The following is a 13,776-nucleotide window of genomic DNA, read 5'->3' as shown; positions in this document are numbered from 1 at the left end:
GCCATGACCATCACACTCGCCGACGCCCGCGTCGTCACCCCCGAGGGCGTCCACGACGGCTGGCTGACCATCGAAGACGGCCGCATCACCCACATCGGCCAGGGAGGGGCCCCCGGTCCGGGCCACAGCCTGGGCGGCCGGTACGTCGTGCCGGGCTTCGTCGACATCCACAACCACGGCGGAGCGGGTGGTTCCTTCCCCTCGGGCGACCCGGACCAGGCGAGCCGGATCGCGGCGCTGCACGCCGAGCACGGCACCACCACGCTCATCGCCAGCCTCGTCACCGCCACCCTGGACGACATCGCCAGGGCCACCGCCGCCCTCGCGGACCTGTGCGAGGAGGGCCTGCTGGCGGGCATCCACTTCGAGGGCCCCTACATCTCCAAGGCCCGCTGCGGCGCGCACGACCCCGCCCTGCTGCGCGAGCCCTCGGTCCGGGAGTTCCGGGAGCTGCTGGCGGCGGGACGCGGTCACGTGCGGATGCTCACCATCGCCGCCGAACTGCCGGGCGCGACGGACACCATCCGAGAGGCGGTGGCCAACGGCGTGATCGCCGCGCTCGGGCACAGCGACGCCGACTACGCGCAGACCATCGCGGGAATCGAGGCGGGCGCCGCCGTCGCGACCCACCTCTTCAACGCGATGCCGCAGCTCGGGCACCGCGAGCCCGGCCCGATCGCCGCGCTGCTGGAGGACGAGCGCGTCACGGTCGAGCTGGTCAACGACGGCGTGCACGTGCACCCGGCGATGCTCCGCCTCGCCTACCGGGCCGCGGGCGCGAGCCGTACGGCGCTCATCACCGACGCGATGGCGGCGGCCGGAGTGGGCGACGGGAGCTACGGCCTCGGCCCGCTGAAGGTCGAGGTGGTGGACGGCGTGGCCCGGCTGGCCGGCGGCCCCGGGGCCGGCTCCATCGCGGGCTCCACCCTGACCATGGACGTCGCCTTCCGGCGCGCCGTCCGGGAGCTCGGCCTGTCCCTGCCCGAGGCCGCCGAGGCCGCCAGCCTCACCCCCGCCCGGGTCCTCGGCCTGGCCGACCGCATCGGCTCGCTCTCCGTCGGCAAGCAGGCCGACCTGGTGGTCCTCACCGACGGCCTGGAGGTCGCCGGCGTCATGAGGCGCGGAAGCTGGATCACGGAGCCGTGATGCGCACGACCCGGAGCACCGGACCCTGATGACCCTCCCACCGCCCGCCTCCGCGGGGACGATCCTCACCGTCACCCTGAACCTGGCCCTCGACGTCACCTACCAGACCCGCGACGTCGACTGGAACGGCGTCAACCGGGTGCGGGCGGTGCACCGCCGGGCGGGCGGCAAGGGCGTCAACGTCGCCCGCGTGCTCGCGGCCCTGGGCCGGCGGGTCCTGGTCACCGGCCTGGCGGGCGGCGCCGTCGGCGACGCCGCCCGGGCCGACCTGGCCGCCTGCGGCCTGCCCGCCGCCCTCACCCCCATCACCGGTGAGTCCCGCACCACCCTCACCGTCTCCGATCTCTCCCCCGGCGGGGCCGCGCAGCGCACGGCCCTGTTCAACGAGCCGGGGCCCGTCGTCTCGGCCGGGGAGCTCGACGGGTTCGCCGGCGCTTTGGAGGAACGGCTGCGCCGCGGCGGGATCGCGGTGGCGGTGATCTCGGGGAGCATGCCGCCCGGCGTGCCGGCGGACTTCTACGCGACCCTCACCGGCCGGGCCCGCGCCCACGGCGTCCCGGTGATCGTGGACGCCGACGGGGAGGCCCTGCGGCACGCGCCCGCCGGGCGGCCCGCGATCGTCAAGCCCAACGCCGAGGAACTCGCCCGCGCCCTGTCGGCGGCGCCCGGTCCCGCCGGATCGGACGGCTCCCGGGGAGCGTCCGGCCCCGCCCGCCCGGACGATCCCGGGCAGGCGCTCCGGGGCGCCCGGGCGCTCATGGAGACCGGCGCCGGATCGGTCGTCGTCTCCCTCGGGGCGGACGGGCTGCTGGCCGTGACCCCCGAGGGCGCCTGGCGGGCCGCCATGCCGTACCGGGTGGAGGGCAACCCGACCGGAGCCGGGGACGCCCTGGTCGCGGGGCTGGCGCTGGGCCTGGCGGAGGGCACGCCCTGGCCCGACCGGCTGCGCCGGGCCGCCGCCCTGGGCGCGGCGGCGGTGGCCGCCCCGGTCGCCGGCGACATCGACGGGGACGTGCTGCGCGAGGTCGAGCCCGGGATCCGGATCGAGCCCGTATGCGACTGAGCGCCCCGCATCCCCGCAGACCCGGTCCCGTCCCGGTTCCATCGCAAGCGAAAGGCCCCTCATCATGCCTCTGACCGGCATCGGCGACATCGTCCGCGACGCCCCGGCGGGCGTCGGCGCGTTCAACGTCATCCAGCTGGAGCACGCCGAGGCGATCGTCGCCGGGGCCGAGGCCGCGGGCGCCCCGGTCGTGCTGCAGATCAGTGAGAACTGCGTGCGCTACCACGGCGCCCTCGCCCCGATCGCGGCCGCCTCGCTCGCCGTGGCCCGGGCGGCCTCGGTGCCGGTGGCCGTCCACCTCGACCACGCCACCGACCCCGCGCTCGTCGAGGAGGCGGTGGAGCTGGGGATCGGGTCGGTGATGTTCGACGCCTCCGCGCTGCCCGACGAGGAGAACGCGGCGCTCACCGCCGAGGTCGCCGCCCGGTGCCACGGGCGGGGCGTGTGGGTGGAGGCCGAGCTGGGCGAGATCGGCGGCAAGGACGGCGTGCACGCCCCCGGCGTGCGGACCAGGCCGCACGAGGCGGTGGAGTACGTGGCCCGCACCGGCGTCGACGCCCTGGCCGTGGCCGTCGGCAGCTCCCACGCCATGACCACCCGGGACGCCGTCCTCGACCTCGCCCTGATCGCCGAGCTGCACGCGGCGCTCCCGGTCCCGCTGGTGCTCCACGGCTCCTCGGGCGTGCCGGACGACACATTGCGCGAGGCCGTACGGCACGGCATGAAGAAGATCAACATCGCCACGCACCTGAACAAGGCGTTCACCCGCGCGATCCGCGACCACCTGGCGGCCGACGAGAAGGTCGTCGACCCCCGCAAGTACGTCAAGGCCGGCCGTACCGCGGTGGCGGGCGAAGTCGCCCGCCTCCTCGGCGTCCTGCGGGGCTGAGCGCCGCCCGGCGGCCCCGGGTCAGGGCTGCTGCGGGGCGACGACGACCTCGACCCGCTGGAACTCCTTCAGGTCGGAGTAGCCGGCGGTGGCCATCGTGCGACGCAGGGAGCCCATCAGGTTCATCGAGCCGTCGGCGACCGAGGACGGACCGTGCAGGATCTGCTCCAGCGTGCCCACGGTGCCGAACTGGACCCGCTTGCCGCGCGGCAGCTCCGGGTGGTGGGCCTCCGAGCCCCAGTGGAAGCCGTGACCGGGCGCCTCGGCGGCGCGGGCCAGCGGCGAGCCGACCATGACCGCGTCGGCGCCGCAGGCGATGGCCTTGGCGATGTCGCCGGAGGTGCCCATGCCGCCGTCGGCGATGACGTGGACGTAGCGGCCGCCCGACTCGTCCATGTAGTCGCGGCGGGCCGCGGCCACGTCGGAGATCGCGGTGGCCATCGGCACCACCACGCCCAGCACGGTGCGGGTGGTGTGCGAGGCGCCGCCGCCGAATCCGACGAGCACGCCGGCCGCGCCGGTCCGCATCAGGTGCAGCGCCGCGGTGTAGGTGGCGCAGCCGCCGACGATCACCGGGACGTCGAGCTCGTAGATGAACTGCTTGAGGTTCAGCGGCTCGGCCCGGCCCGAGACGTGCTCGGCGGAGACCGTGGTGCCGCGGATCACGAAGATGTCCACACCGGCGTCGATGACGGCCTTGTGGTACTGGACCGTGCGCTGGGGGGACAGGCGGACCGCCGTGGTCACCCCCGCCGCGCGGATCTCCTCGATCCGGCGGCCGATCAACTCCTCCTTGATCGGCGCGCTGTAGATCTCCTGGAGCCGGCGCGTCGCCGCGTCGCCCTGCAGCTCGGCCACCTCGGCCAGCAGCGACGTCGGGTCCTCGTAGCGCGTCCACAGTCCTTCGAGGTCCAGCGCCGCCAGACCGCCGAGCCGGCCCACCTCGATCGCGGTCTTCGGCGACACGACGCTGTCCATGGGGCTCACCACCAGGGGCAGGTCGAACCGGTAGGCGTCGATCTGCCAGGCGATCGAGACCTCCTCCGGGTCACGGGTCCGCCGGGACGGGACGATGCCGATCTCGTCGAGCGCGTATGCACGGCGGCCGTTCTTGCCGCGGCCGATCTCCACCTGAGTCATATGCTCATCTTTCCCATTTCATGCGAGTACGGCTCCCGCCGCGTGCGGGCGGAAGCCGCAGGAGGAAACCTAGCGACGGTGGTAGTTCGGGGCCTCGACCGTCATCTGGATGTCGTGCGGGTGGCTCTCCTTGAGACCCGCCGCCGTGATCGGCATGAGCTCGCAGTTGGCGTGCATCTCCTCGACGGTGCGGCACCCGGCGTACCACATGCCCTGGCGCAGGCCGCCGACCAGCTGGTGGGCGACCGCGGCGACCGGGCCGCGGTAGGGGACCTGGCCCTCGATGCCCTCGGGGATGTACTTGTCCTCGCCGCCGACGTCGGCCTGGGCGTAGCGGTCCTTGCTGAAGGAGGCGCCGCCGCGCTCGCGGTTGCGGACCGCGCCGAGCGAGCCCATGCCGCGGTAGGACTTGAACTGCTTGCCGTTGATGAAGATCAGCTCACCGGGCGACTCCTCGCAGCCGGCCAGCAGCGAGCCGAGCATCACGGTGTCGGCGCCGGCCGCGATGGCCTTGACGATGTCGCCGGAGTACTGCAGGCCGCCGTCGCCGATCACCGGCACCCCGGCCGGGCCGCACGCCAGCGAGGCCTCGTGGATGGCCGTCACCTGCGGGGCGCCGACACCGGCGACCACGCGGGTGGTGCAGATGGAACCGGGGCCGACGCCGACCTTGACCGCGTCGGCGCCGGCGTCGATCAGCATCTGGGCGCCGGCCCGGGTGGCGATGTTGCCGCCGATCACGTCGACCCGGCTGTTGGCCTTGATCTTGGCGATCATGTCGGCGAGACCCTTGGAGTGGCCGTGCGCCACGTCCACCACGATCACGTCGACCCCGGCCTCGATCAGGGCCGCCGCCCGCTGCTCGGCGTCACCGCCGACGCCGATGGCCGCCCCCACGACAAGCCGGCCGTCGGCGTCTTTGGTGGCGAGCGGATACTGCTCGCTCTTGGTGAAGTCCTTGACCGTGATCAGGCCGCGGAGCCTGCCGTCCGCGTCGACCAGCGGGAGCTTCTCGATCTTGTTCTTCCGCAGGAGGTCGAACGCCTCGTCCCTGGAGACCCCGACCGGCGCGGTGACCAGCGGCATCGCGGTCATGACCTCGCGCACGGGACGGCCGTGGTCGTTCTCGAAGCGCATGTCGCGGTTGGTGACGATGCCGACCAGCACGCCGTCGGCGTCGGTCACCGGGACGCCGGAGATCCGGTAGGTGGCGCACAGCCGCTCGACCTCGGCGAGGGTGTCGTCCGGGGAGCAGGTGACCGGGTTGGTGACCATCCCGGCCTCGGAGCGCTTGACGAGGTCGGCCTGCTGGGCCTGGTCCTCGATGGACAGGTTGCGGTGCAGGATGCCGATGCCGCCCTGGCGGGCCATGGCCACCGCCATCCGCGCCTCGGTCACCGTGTCCATCGCCGCCGAGACGAGCGGGATCCGCAGGGCGATGTTGCGGGACAGGCGGGTGGTGGTGTCGGCCTCTCCGGGCTGCAGGTTCGAATAGGCGGGGACCAGGAGCACGTCGTCGAACGTGAGTCCCTGCCCGGTGAACTTGGCCATCTGCAACCCTCCTGCCACGGCGCGCTATGGGTGGGGAGAGGCGCCGGTCCCCGGGGCACAGTTTAGGGTCTGGCGCGCGACGCCCGGACGGCAGGGGGAAAGCCCGGAGGACCGAGCGGTCGGTGACCCGCTCGGTCCTCCGGCACCGGCAACACCAGCGAGACGTCCTCTCACACCGCCGGACCCCCCTCCGCGCCCGAACGGCGACGCCTTTCGCTTACGGTGCCGACGCTGTGTCAAGACTGCGTCACCATGCGTTCGGACGCAATGTGCAAACGTGCAACTGCACAAAGTTGCATGCGATGAGCGTCCAGTCCGGTCAAGGCCGGGGACAACGGCGATCCCCCGGGTTATCCTCACGACAGTCGTGTTACTTCAGGAGCCTCTCGCCGATGCGTACCGACACAACCGACCCCCTGGCGGCGCTGGGCCTCACACCGGCCCAGACATCCCTCTACAACGCGGTGCTGCGCCTCCATCGCGCCACTTTCGCCGATCTCGTCCAGGCCACCGGCGGCTCTCCCGACCTGCTGGACCGCGAGCTGGCAACCCTCGTGAACCTGGGAGTGGTCGACGAGCAGGCCGGCGAATACCTCGCCCGGCACCCCGCCGCCGCCCTCGGCCACCTGATCGCCGAGCGCCTGGACCGGCTGGCCGAGGAGAGCCGCAGGATCGACACCGTGCTCGGCTCGATCCGCGGCTTCATCCACCAGTACGACGCCGGGCGCGACTACCAGAGCGGGCAGTTCCCGGTCGAGCTGGTCGGCGGGGCCGACGAGCTCTACGAGAGCGTGATCGGGATGGCGGTCCAGGACCCGCCCCTGGAACTGCTCTCGGCGATCCCCGACCGGCGCACGATGGGCGACTTCGCCCATCGCTACGCCGACCAGTGGATCGGCGCCCAGCGCCGCGGCCTGCTGTCCTGCCGGGCGCTCATCCCGGTGGGCACGCTGGGGATGCCGGGCCTGCGGGACAAGCTCACGCAGTTCGAGGAGGCCGGGGCGCGCGTGCGGACCCTCACCTCGGTGCCGAGCTGGTTCCTCGTCGCCGGGGCCGACACCGCCGGCATGCCCGCCCAGTGGGGCGGGACCCTGGCCGAGAACGCCTACAACTTCCACCTGGTCCGGGCCTCCATCGTGGTGGCCGCGCTGCGCACCCTCTTCGAGGAGCTGTGGGCCCGCGCCACCCCGCTGCCGTGGTCGCGTTCGGGCCAGAGCGCGGCGCGGGTGCTCAGGCTGGCCGCCCAGGGCGTCAGCGACGAGTCGATCGCCCGGCAGCTCGGGATCTCCGTGCGGACCGTCCGCACCCGCTTCGCCGAGGCGATGGCCGAGCTCGGCGCGCAGTCGCGCTTCCAGGCCGGGGTGGAGGCGGCCCGGCGCGGGTGGTTCGACTAGGACGGCACGGCCCGCGCGGGGGGCACGGGCGGTACGGACCGCGCGGGGGCGGGTGATCCACCGGCGAAAGCTCCTCCGCGGTGACCTGCGGCGGAGGCGATCCCGTACGAAGCTCGGGGGGTTCGGGGTATGTCGGTTGCATCGAGGCCATAAAGTGGGATCGTGCTGGAAGACGTCCCACGCGACCCGTTCGCGGACGACCCCGACGACCCGGCCGCGGCGCTGGGTGAGCCTGACGACTCCGAACCCCTGACGCCGGCCGAACGCGACGAGGCCATCACCGACCTCGCCGACGTGGAGGTTTTCCGCTCCCTCCTCGAACCTCAGGGTGTCGCCGGCCTGGTCCTCGACTGCCCCGAATGCGGCGAGCAGCACTATTTCGACTGGGACCTGCTGCGCGGCAACCTGCGTCAGATGATCGAGAACGGTCAGCCGCAGGTGCACGAACCCGCCTACCAGCCCAACCCCACGAACTATGTGAGCTGGGACTACGCCCAGGGCTACGCGGACGGCGTGATCGACACCGAGGAGCAGCGCTGATCGACGTCGTCGATCAGCGCCGCGAGCAGTCTGAGCGCGTCGTCGGTCAGCTCGACGGGCTGCCTGCCGGAGAGCGCCTGCACGATCGCCTCGGTCTCGGCTACGGCCGGATCCTCCTGCGGCCCGTACCGCCGGACCGGGCGCCGTGGGTGGACCGTGGTCAAGCTATCGACTCCAGCTCAGCCATCGCCCGCAACCGGGCGAGCGCCCGATGCTGGGCGACGCGAACCGCACCTGGTGACATGCCCAGTACATTACCGGTCTCCTCGGCGGAAAGACCCGATACCACCCTGAGCATCAGCAGCTCGCGCTGATTGTCCGGGAGCCTGGACAGCAGCCTGCGCGCGTGCTCGGCCTCGATGTAGCGGACCACGGTCTCCTCCGGCCCCGGACCCTCGTCGGGCCCGTCGGGGAGATCCTGGGTCGGCACGGCGGAGCGCACGGAGCTGCGCAGCGCGTCAGCCACCTTGTGCGAGGCGATGCCGAAGACGAAGGACGCGAAGGGACGCCCCATGTCACGGTAACGGGGCAGCGCGGACAGCACCGCGATGCACACTTCCTGAGCCACATCGTCGGCGATGTGGTACTGGCCGGAAACCCTGCCGAGACGAGCACGGCAGTAACGCACCACCATCGGGCGCAACTGCCCCAGCAGGGATTCGATCGCGGTGCGATCCCCCTGAACGGCGAGGCTCGTCAGATCCTTGAGGTCATCCCCGTGGGCAGCCCCGTCAGATCTCGTCGCAAGCCTTACCCCAGTTTTGGCGTCGGCGACGCATCCCTCGGTCACGATAGGCATGATGCCCACACTGATCCGGCGTGTCGTCATGGCGAACGGCTACGGATTGGTCACATTGGGGTGGAGATAGCAGAGTGTGATCGATTGGCGACCCTGGGATTTTTAATATGCCCGAATATTTCACGGGATCGCCATATATGTCGGCTATTTGTTATATCTTGCCCCGTTCCGGATGACCGGTCGATGACGCTTCGAAGCCCCTTTCGGTTCACCGTGAAACAAGAACGGCCCGCCCCTCTTTTCGAGGTGCGGGCCGTACGCGTCCGGTGCGGTCCGCGCGGACGGGGCCGGTGCCCCGCCGCCCGCGCGGGCCGCTCGGATCGGTGACCGTGGATCAGTGACCGTGGCCGTGGCCGTGACCGTGACCGGCGGCGGCCGGGGCCTCCTCCTCGGGCTTGTCCACCACGAGGGCCTCGGTCGTCAGCAGCATGCCGGCGATGGAGGCGGCGTTCTGGACGGCCGAGCGGGTGACCTTGACCGGGTCGATGACGCCCTGGGCGATCAGGTCGCCGTACTCGCCGGAGGCGGCGTTGAGACCGTGGCCCACGGGCAGCTCGGAGACCTTGAAGGTCACCACGTAGCCCTCCAGGCCGGCGTTCTCGGCGATCCAGCGGGCCGGCTCGACGAGGGCCCTGCGCACCACGGAGACACCGGTGGCCTCGTCACCCGACAGGCCCAGGTCGTCCAGGGCCTTGGAGACGTGCACGAGCGCGGAGCCACCGCCGGAGACGATGCCCTCCTCGATCGCGGCGCGGGTGGCGGAGATGGCGTCCTCGAGACGGTGCTTCTTCTCCTTGAGCTCCACCTCGGTGGCCGCGCCGACCTTCAGCACGCAGACGCCGCCGGAGAGCTTGGCCAGGCGCTCCTGGAGCTTCTCACGGTCCCAGTCGGAGTCGGACTGCTCGACGGCGAGCTTGATCTCCTTGACGCGGTCGGCGATCGCCTGCGCGTCGCCGCCGCCGTCCACGACGGTGGTGGCGTCCTTGGTGACCACGACGCGGCGGGCCGTGCCGAGCACCTCGGTGCCCACGTGCTCCAGCTTGAGGCCGACCTCCTCGCTGACGACCTGGCCGCCGGTGAGGATCGCGATGTCCTGGAGCATGGCCTTGCGGCGGTCACCGAAGCCCGGCGCCTTGACGGCGACGGAGGTGAAGGTGCCGCGGATCTTGTTGGTGACCAGGACGGCCAGGGCCTCGCCCTCGACGTCCTCGGCGATGACGAACAGCGCCCGCTTGGTCTGGGCGACCTTCTCCAGCAGCGGCAGGAAGTCCGCGACGGAGGAGATCTTGCCCTGGTGGATCAGGATGTAGGGGTCCTCCAGGACCGCCTCCATCCGCTCCTGGTCGGTCACCATGTAGGGCGACAGGTAGCCCTTGTCGAACTGCAGACCCTCGGTGAACTCCAGCTCCAGGCCCATGGAGTTGGACTCCTCGACGGTGATGACACCGTCCTTGCCGACCTTGTCGAAGGCCTCGGCGATCAGGTCGCCGATCTTGGCGTCCTGCGCCGAGATCGTCGCGACGTTCGCGATCTCCTTCTTGTCGGCGACCGGGCGGGCGGACTCGATCAGCCTGTCGCTGACGGCCTTGGCCGCGATGTCGATGCCGCGCTTGAGCGAGAGCGGCTGGGCGCCGGCGGCGACGTTGCGCAGACCCTCGCGGACCATCGCCTGGGCGAGGACCGTGGCGGTGGTCGTGCCGTCACCGGCGATGTCGTTGGTCTTGGTGGCGACTTCCTTGGCCAGCTGGGCGCCGAGGTTCTCGTAGGCGCCCTCCAGCTCCACCTCGCGGGCGATGGTGACGCCGTCGTTGGTGATGGTCGGCGCACCGAACTTCTTGTCGATGACGACGTTGCGGCCGCGCGGGCCGAGGGTCACCTTCACCGCGTCGGCGAGGGCGTTGACACCACGCTCGAGAGCGCGGCGCGCGTCCTCCTCGAACGACAGGATCTTCGGCATGACAATCCTCTCTGAAAGTACGTCGGCGCATCAAAGCCCCGGGTGCCGCAGCAGCCCGGGGCTCAGTGCGTCATCTCTGCGAAGCGTCGGTTACTTCTCGATGATGGCGAGCACGTCACGGGCGGAGAGCACGAGGTACTCCTCGCCGCCGTACTTCACCTCGGTGCCGCCGTACTTGCTGTAGAGGACGACGTCGCCCTCGTTGACGTCGAGCGGGACACGCTTGGTGCCGCTCTCGTCCCAGTTGCCGGGACCCACCGCGAGAACCTTGCCCTCCTGGGGCTTCTCCTTGGCGGTGTCCGGGATGACCAGGCCGGAGGCGGTGGTCTGCTCGGCCTCAAGCGGCTGGACCACGATGCGGTCGCCGAGCGGCTTAACGGGAACCTTGGTGGCGGTCGTCACGTCGGACCTCCCCTTCAGATTTGAATGATCAGAAGAGGCGACCAGCGGTCTGCCGTCGCGGGTGTCAGACCTGCCTCGTCGCATGTATTGGCACTCTCACCGGGAGAGTGCCAATACGGAACAGTATGCAAGGAGGCCTTGACAGTCAACACGAACCGCCTCTGTGCGCTTCCCGCGAACGGTCAAGCCACGTCCACCACGCCGAAGAGGGCGGATATCGGCCGCCGCCGCCTCAGCGGGCGCCGGCTTCGAGGTCGGCGACGATGCCCGGCCGGCTCGGGGCCCACCCCAGCTCCTTGCGGGTCCGGTCGGCCCGTACGGCCTGGCCGACGGCCAGCGCCCCGGCGAAGCCCGGGCCGAGGTCCCCCGCCGCCTCCTCCACCGGCCACGCCTCCACCGGCGCGTCCCCGAGGCCCGCCGCCCGCGCCGCCGCCTTCGCCACAGCGCTCAGCGGGACCGCCTCCTCGGCCACGCCGTGGTAGATCGAGCCGCTCTCGCCCCGCTCCACCACGGCGACGAACAGCTCGGCCAGATCGTCGATGTGGATGGTGGGCCAGGTGGGCTCGCGCCCGTCCGCCGCGACGTAACGGCCCCGGCCGTGCTCGGCGGCCTTGGCCGTCAGGAGGGCGGGGATGCCGCGGCCCCCGCCGTACACGATGCCGGGCCTGAGCACGACGCCGCCGCCGTCGAGCACCCGCCGCTCCACCGCGGCGCGGAAGGTGACGAACGGAATGGGGTTCACCGGGCTGGTCTCATCGGCGTCACCGGGGCCCAGCACCCAGACCCCGCTGGTGTAGACGACCTTCGCCCCGCCGGCGAGCAGGGCGTCGACCGCCGCGAGCTCCACCGCTTCGTCGCCGGTCGGAGCGGTGGCGTGCACCACCGCGTCCACGTCGCCGGCGGCGAGGGAGGCGGGGTCGGTCACGTCGCCGTAACGGACCTGGGCCGCCCCCGGGACGCCCCTGGCCTCGACCTGCTTCGGCCGGACGAGCGCCACCACCTCGTGCCCGCGCTCCGCGAGCCGTCCGGCCACCGCCGAGCCGATGTACCCGGTCGCGCCCGTCACGAGCACCTTCATCGTCTCCACCTCAAAAGTTTTGATGCCGAAATGTCTGCCGGTGAAACGTTAGAGGCGATAATCAAGAGATGTCAAACTGTTCGACGTTGAAGCGTTGGTATCCTGGAGCCGTGAACGACGCCGTGGACAAGATCCTCGATCAGTGGGGTGCCGTGCGCCCCGGCCTGGACGTCTCCGCCATGGGTGTGGTCGGCCGCATCTCCCGCGCCTCCCGGCTGCTGGAACGCGGCGTCAAGGCCTACTTCGACGAGCACGGCCTCGAGGCCTGGGAGTTCGACGTCCTGGCGACCCTGCTGCGCGCCGACCGGACCCTGTGCATGAGCGACCTGGCCGGAGCCGCCATGGTCAGCTCCGGCGCGCTCACCAACCGCATCGACCGCCTCGTGGCCAAGGGCCTGGTCACCCGCGCCACCTCGCAGGACAACCGCCGCCTCGTCCTGGTCAGCCTCACCGAGGAGGGACGCCGGCTGGCCACCGGCCTCCTCGACGGCCACGTCGCCAACGAGAACAGCCTCCTGGAGGGCCTCACCGCCGCCGAGCGGGCCCAGCTGGCCGGCCTGCTGTGCAAGCTCCTGTACACCCTGGGCGACACCGCGCCCTGAGCCGGAGGGGGTAGCGTCAGGTGCCGTGGACCTCGACGCGTTCCGGCAGCTGCTGACCCCGTACGGCCAGGAGGCTCTGCACGCCGCGGCGCAGACCGCCGGAGACGACCCGGTGGCGGCGGTGACCAGGCTCAGGAAGACCTTCGACGCCGGCCTCACCTCCGCCGCGCTCACCCAGGCCGGGCTCCGCAGGCGCGCCAGGGAGAAGTTCGGCGCCGACGCCGACGTGATGTACTTCACCCCGGACGGCCTGGAGCAGGCCACCCGCCGCGAGGTCGCCGACCACCGCGCCCGGCGCATCGCCCCGGGCTCCCGGGTCGCCGACGTCTGCTGCGGCATCGGCGGCGACCTGCTGGCCCTGGCCGGGGCCGGATGCACCGTGCACGCCGTGGACGCCGACCCGCTCACCGCCGCCGTCGCCCGGGCCAACGCCGACGCCCTCGGATTCGGCGAGCGCGTCTCGGTCCGTACGGCCGACGCCGCCACGGTCGACCCCGCCGCCTTCGACGTGCTGTTCGCCGACCCCGCCCGCCGTACCTCACGGGGCAGGACCTTCGACCCCATGGCCTACTCCCCCGCCTGGCCCGAGGTGCTGGAGATGGTCGCCAAGGCCGGGTCGGCCTGCCTGAAGGTCGCCCCCGGCATCCCGTACGAGTTCATCCCCTCCGGCGCCGAGGCCGAATGGGTCTCTCACCGGGGAGAGGTCAAGGAGGCGGTGATCTGGTGCGGCGGCCTGGCCGGAGAGGGCGGGCGCAGGGCCACGATGCTGCCCTCGGGCGCGACGCTGACCCCCGACCCCGGTCTCGGCCCGGCCGAGACCGGTCCCGTCGGCCGCCACGTCTACGAGCCCGACGGCGCGGCCATCCGGGCGCACCTGGTCGCGGAGGTCGCCGCACTGGTCGGCGGGCGCCTGCTCGACCCGCACATCGCCTACATCACCTCCGACGATCCCGTCGACACCCCGTGGGCCTCCCGCTACGAGGTCGAGGAGATGCTGCCGTTCTCGCTCAAGCGGCTGCGGGCGGCGCTCAGGGAGCGCGGAGCGGGAAACGTGACGATCAAGAAGCGCGGTTCCGCGGTCGACATCGAGCGGCTCCGGAAAGATCTGAGATTGTCCGGGGAAAAATCGGCAACGGTCATTCTCACCCGCATCGGAGAAAAACCGTTCGCCCTTGTCTGCTCCGCCAAACAGCCTGCTTGAACGGCCAATCCCGG

At 71.8% G+C, this 13,776-nt stretch carries 14 protein-coding genes; 7 read left to right on the top strand and 7 right to left on the bottom strand.

Annotated elements, in window-relative coordinates; translation table 11 throughout:
- Window positions 1-3 precede the first annotated feature (3 nt).
- From nagA to Pta02_RS25775, 3 genes are all read left to right on the top strand, one after another.
- Entirely contained in the window at window positions 4-1,146 is a 1,143-nt protein-coding gene (gene nagA, locus Pta02_RS25785) for an N-acetylglucosamine-6-phosphate deacetylase (protein ID WP_203877502.1), read from the top strand.
- A 28-nt stretch (window positions 1,147-1,174) separates the two neighbouring features.
- Window positions 1,175-2,209: a 1-phosphofructokinase family hexose kinase gene (locus tag Pta02_RS25780; RefSeq protein ID WP_203877501.1), complete on the top strand. Its 1,035-nt coding sequence runs from the start codon at window positions 1,175-1,177 to the stop codon at window positions 2,207-2,209.
- Between the two features lie 64 nt (window positions 2,210-2,273).
- Window positions 2,274-3,098 (top strand): class II fructose-bisphosphate aldolase, encoded by an 825-nt coding sequence (locus Pta02_RS25775; RefSeq protein WP_203877500.1) that lies wholly within the window; start codon window positions 2,274-2,276, stop codon window positions 3,096-3,098.
- Window positions 3,099-3,119: 21 nt separating this feature from the next.
- Here the strand turns inward: Pta02_RS25775 and Pta02_RS25770 are convergent, their stop codons facing one another.
- Both Pta02_RS25770 and guaB read right to left on the bottom strand, forming a co-directional pair.
- The gene (locus tag Pta02_RS25770; protein ID WP_203877499.1) at window positions 3,120-4,238 is read right to left on the bottom strand and encodes a GuaB3 family IMP dehydrogenase-related protein; all 1,119 of its coding nucleotides are present in this window, start codon (window positions 4,236-4,238) and stop codon (window positions 3,120-3,122) included.
- A gap of 69 nt (window positions 4,239-4,307) precedes the next feature.
- Window positions 4,308-5,789, bottom strand: coding sequence for an IMP dehydrogenase (gene guaB / locus Pta02_RS25765; protein WP_239131219.1), 1,482 nt, complete (start codon window positions 5,787-5,789; stop codon window positions 4,308-4,310).
- A 392-nt stretch (window positions 5,790-6,181) separates the two neighbouring features.
- Between guaB and Pta02_RS25760 the strand changes: the two genes are divergently transcribed.
- Together Pta02_RS25760 and Pta02_RS25755 are read left to right on the top strand one after the other, a co-directional pair.
- Window positions 6,182-7,183: a helix-turn-helix transcriptional regulator gene (locus tag Pta02_RS25760; protein WP_203877497.1), complete on the top strand. Its 1,002-nt coding sequence runs from the start codon at window positions 6,182-6,184 to the stop codon at window positions 7,181-7,183.
- Between the two features lie 162 nt (window positions 7,184-7,345).
- Complete coding sequence (locus Pta02_RS25755; protein ID WP_203877496.1) at window positions 7,346-7,723, top strand: DUF5319 family protein; 378 nt, start codon at window positions 7,346-7,348, stop codon at window positions 7,721-7,723.
- Here the strand turns inward: Pta02_RS25755 and Pta02_RS25750 are convergent.
- The 5 genes from Pta02_RS25750 to Pta02_RS25730 form a co-directional block, all read right to left on the bottom strand.
- Window positions 7,684-7,887, bottom strand: coding sequence for a hypothetical protein (locus Pta02_RS25750; protein ID WP_203877495.1), 204 nt, complete (start codon window positions 7,885-7,887; stop codon window positions 7,684-7,686). The genes Pta02_RS25755 and Pta02_RS25750 overlap by 40 nt on opposite strands.
- Entirely contained in the window at window positions 7,884-8,522 is a 639-nt protein-coding gene (locus Pta02_RS25745) for a sigma-70 family RNA polymerase sigma factor (protein WP_239126861.1), read from the bottom strand. Before Pta02_RS25745 ends, Pta02_RS25750 begins: the two co-directional genes overlap by 4 nt.
- A 334-nt stretch (window positions 8,523-8,856) precedes the next feature.
- Entirely contained in the window at window positions 8,857-10,479 is a 1,623-nt protein-coding gene (groL, locus tag Pta02_RS25740; protein ID WP_203877493.1) for a chaperonin GroEL, read from the bottom strand.
- 90 nt (window positions 10,480-10,569) lie between these two features.
- Complete coding sequence (groES, locus tag Pta02_RS25735; RefSeq protein ID WP_203877492.1) at window positions 10,570-10,881, bottom strand: co-chaperone GroES; 312 nt, start codon at window positions 10,879-10,881, stop codon at window positions 10,570-10,572.
- 232 nt (window positions 10,882-11,113) lie between these two features.
- The gene (locus tag Pta02_RS25730) at window positions 11,114-11,959 is read right to left on the bottom strand and encodes an NAD-dependent epimerase/dehydratase family protein (protein WP_203877491.1); all 846 of its coding nucleotides are present in this window, start codon (window positions 11,957-11,959) and stop codon (window positions 11,114-11,116) included.
- A gap of 110 nt (window positions 11,960-12,069) precedes the next feature.
- Between Pta02_RS25730 and Pta02_RS25725 the strand changes: the two genes are divergently transcribed.
- Together Pta02_RS25725 and Pta02_RS25720 are read left to right on the top strand one after the other, a co-directional pair.
- Window positions 12,070-12,561, top strand: coding sequence for a MarR family winged helix-turn-helix transcriptional regulator (locus tag Pta02_RS25725; protein WP_203877490.1), 492 nt, complete (start codon window positions 12,070-12,072; stop codon window positions 12,559-12,561).
- A 25-nt stretch (window positions 12,562-12,586) separates the two neighbouring features.
- A complete protein-coding gene (locus Pta02_RS25720; protein WP_203877489.1) occupies window positions 12,587-13,762 on the top strand; it encodes a class I SAM-dependent methyltransferase in 1,176 nt (391 codons plus the stop codon).
- The last annotated feature ends 14 nt before the right edge of the window (window positions 13,763-13,776 follow it).

Source organism: Paraplanobispora takensis (assembly GCF_016863195.1).
GTDB lineage: Bacteria > Actinomycetota > Actinomycetes > Streptosporangiales > Streptosporangiaceae > Planobispora > Planobispora takensis.
The sequence above is the reverse complement of the archived record's forward strand: the minus strand, read 5'-3'. Positions and strand labels throughout refer to the sequence as shown.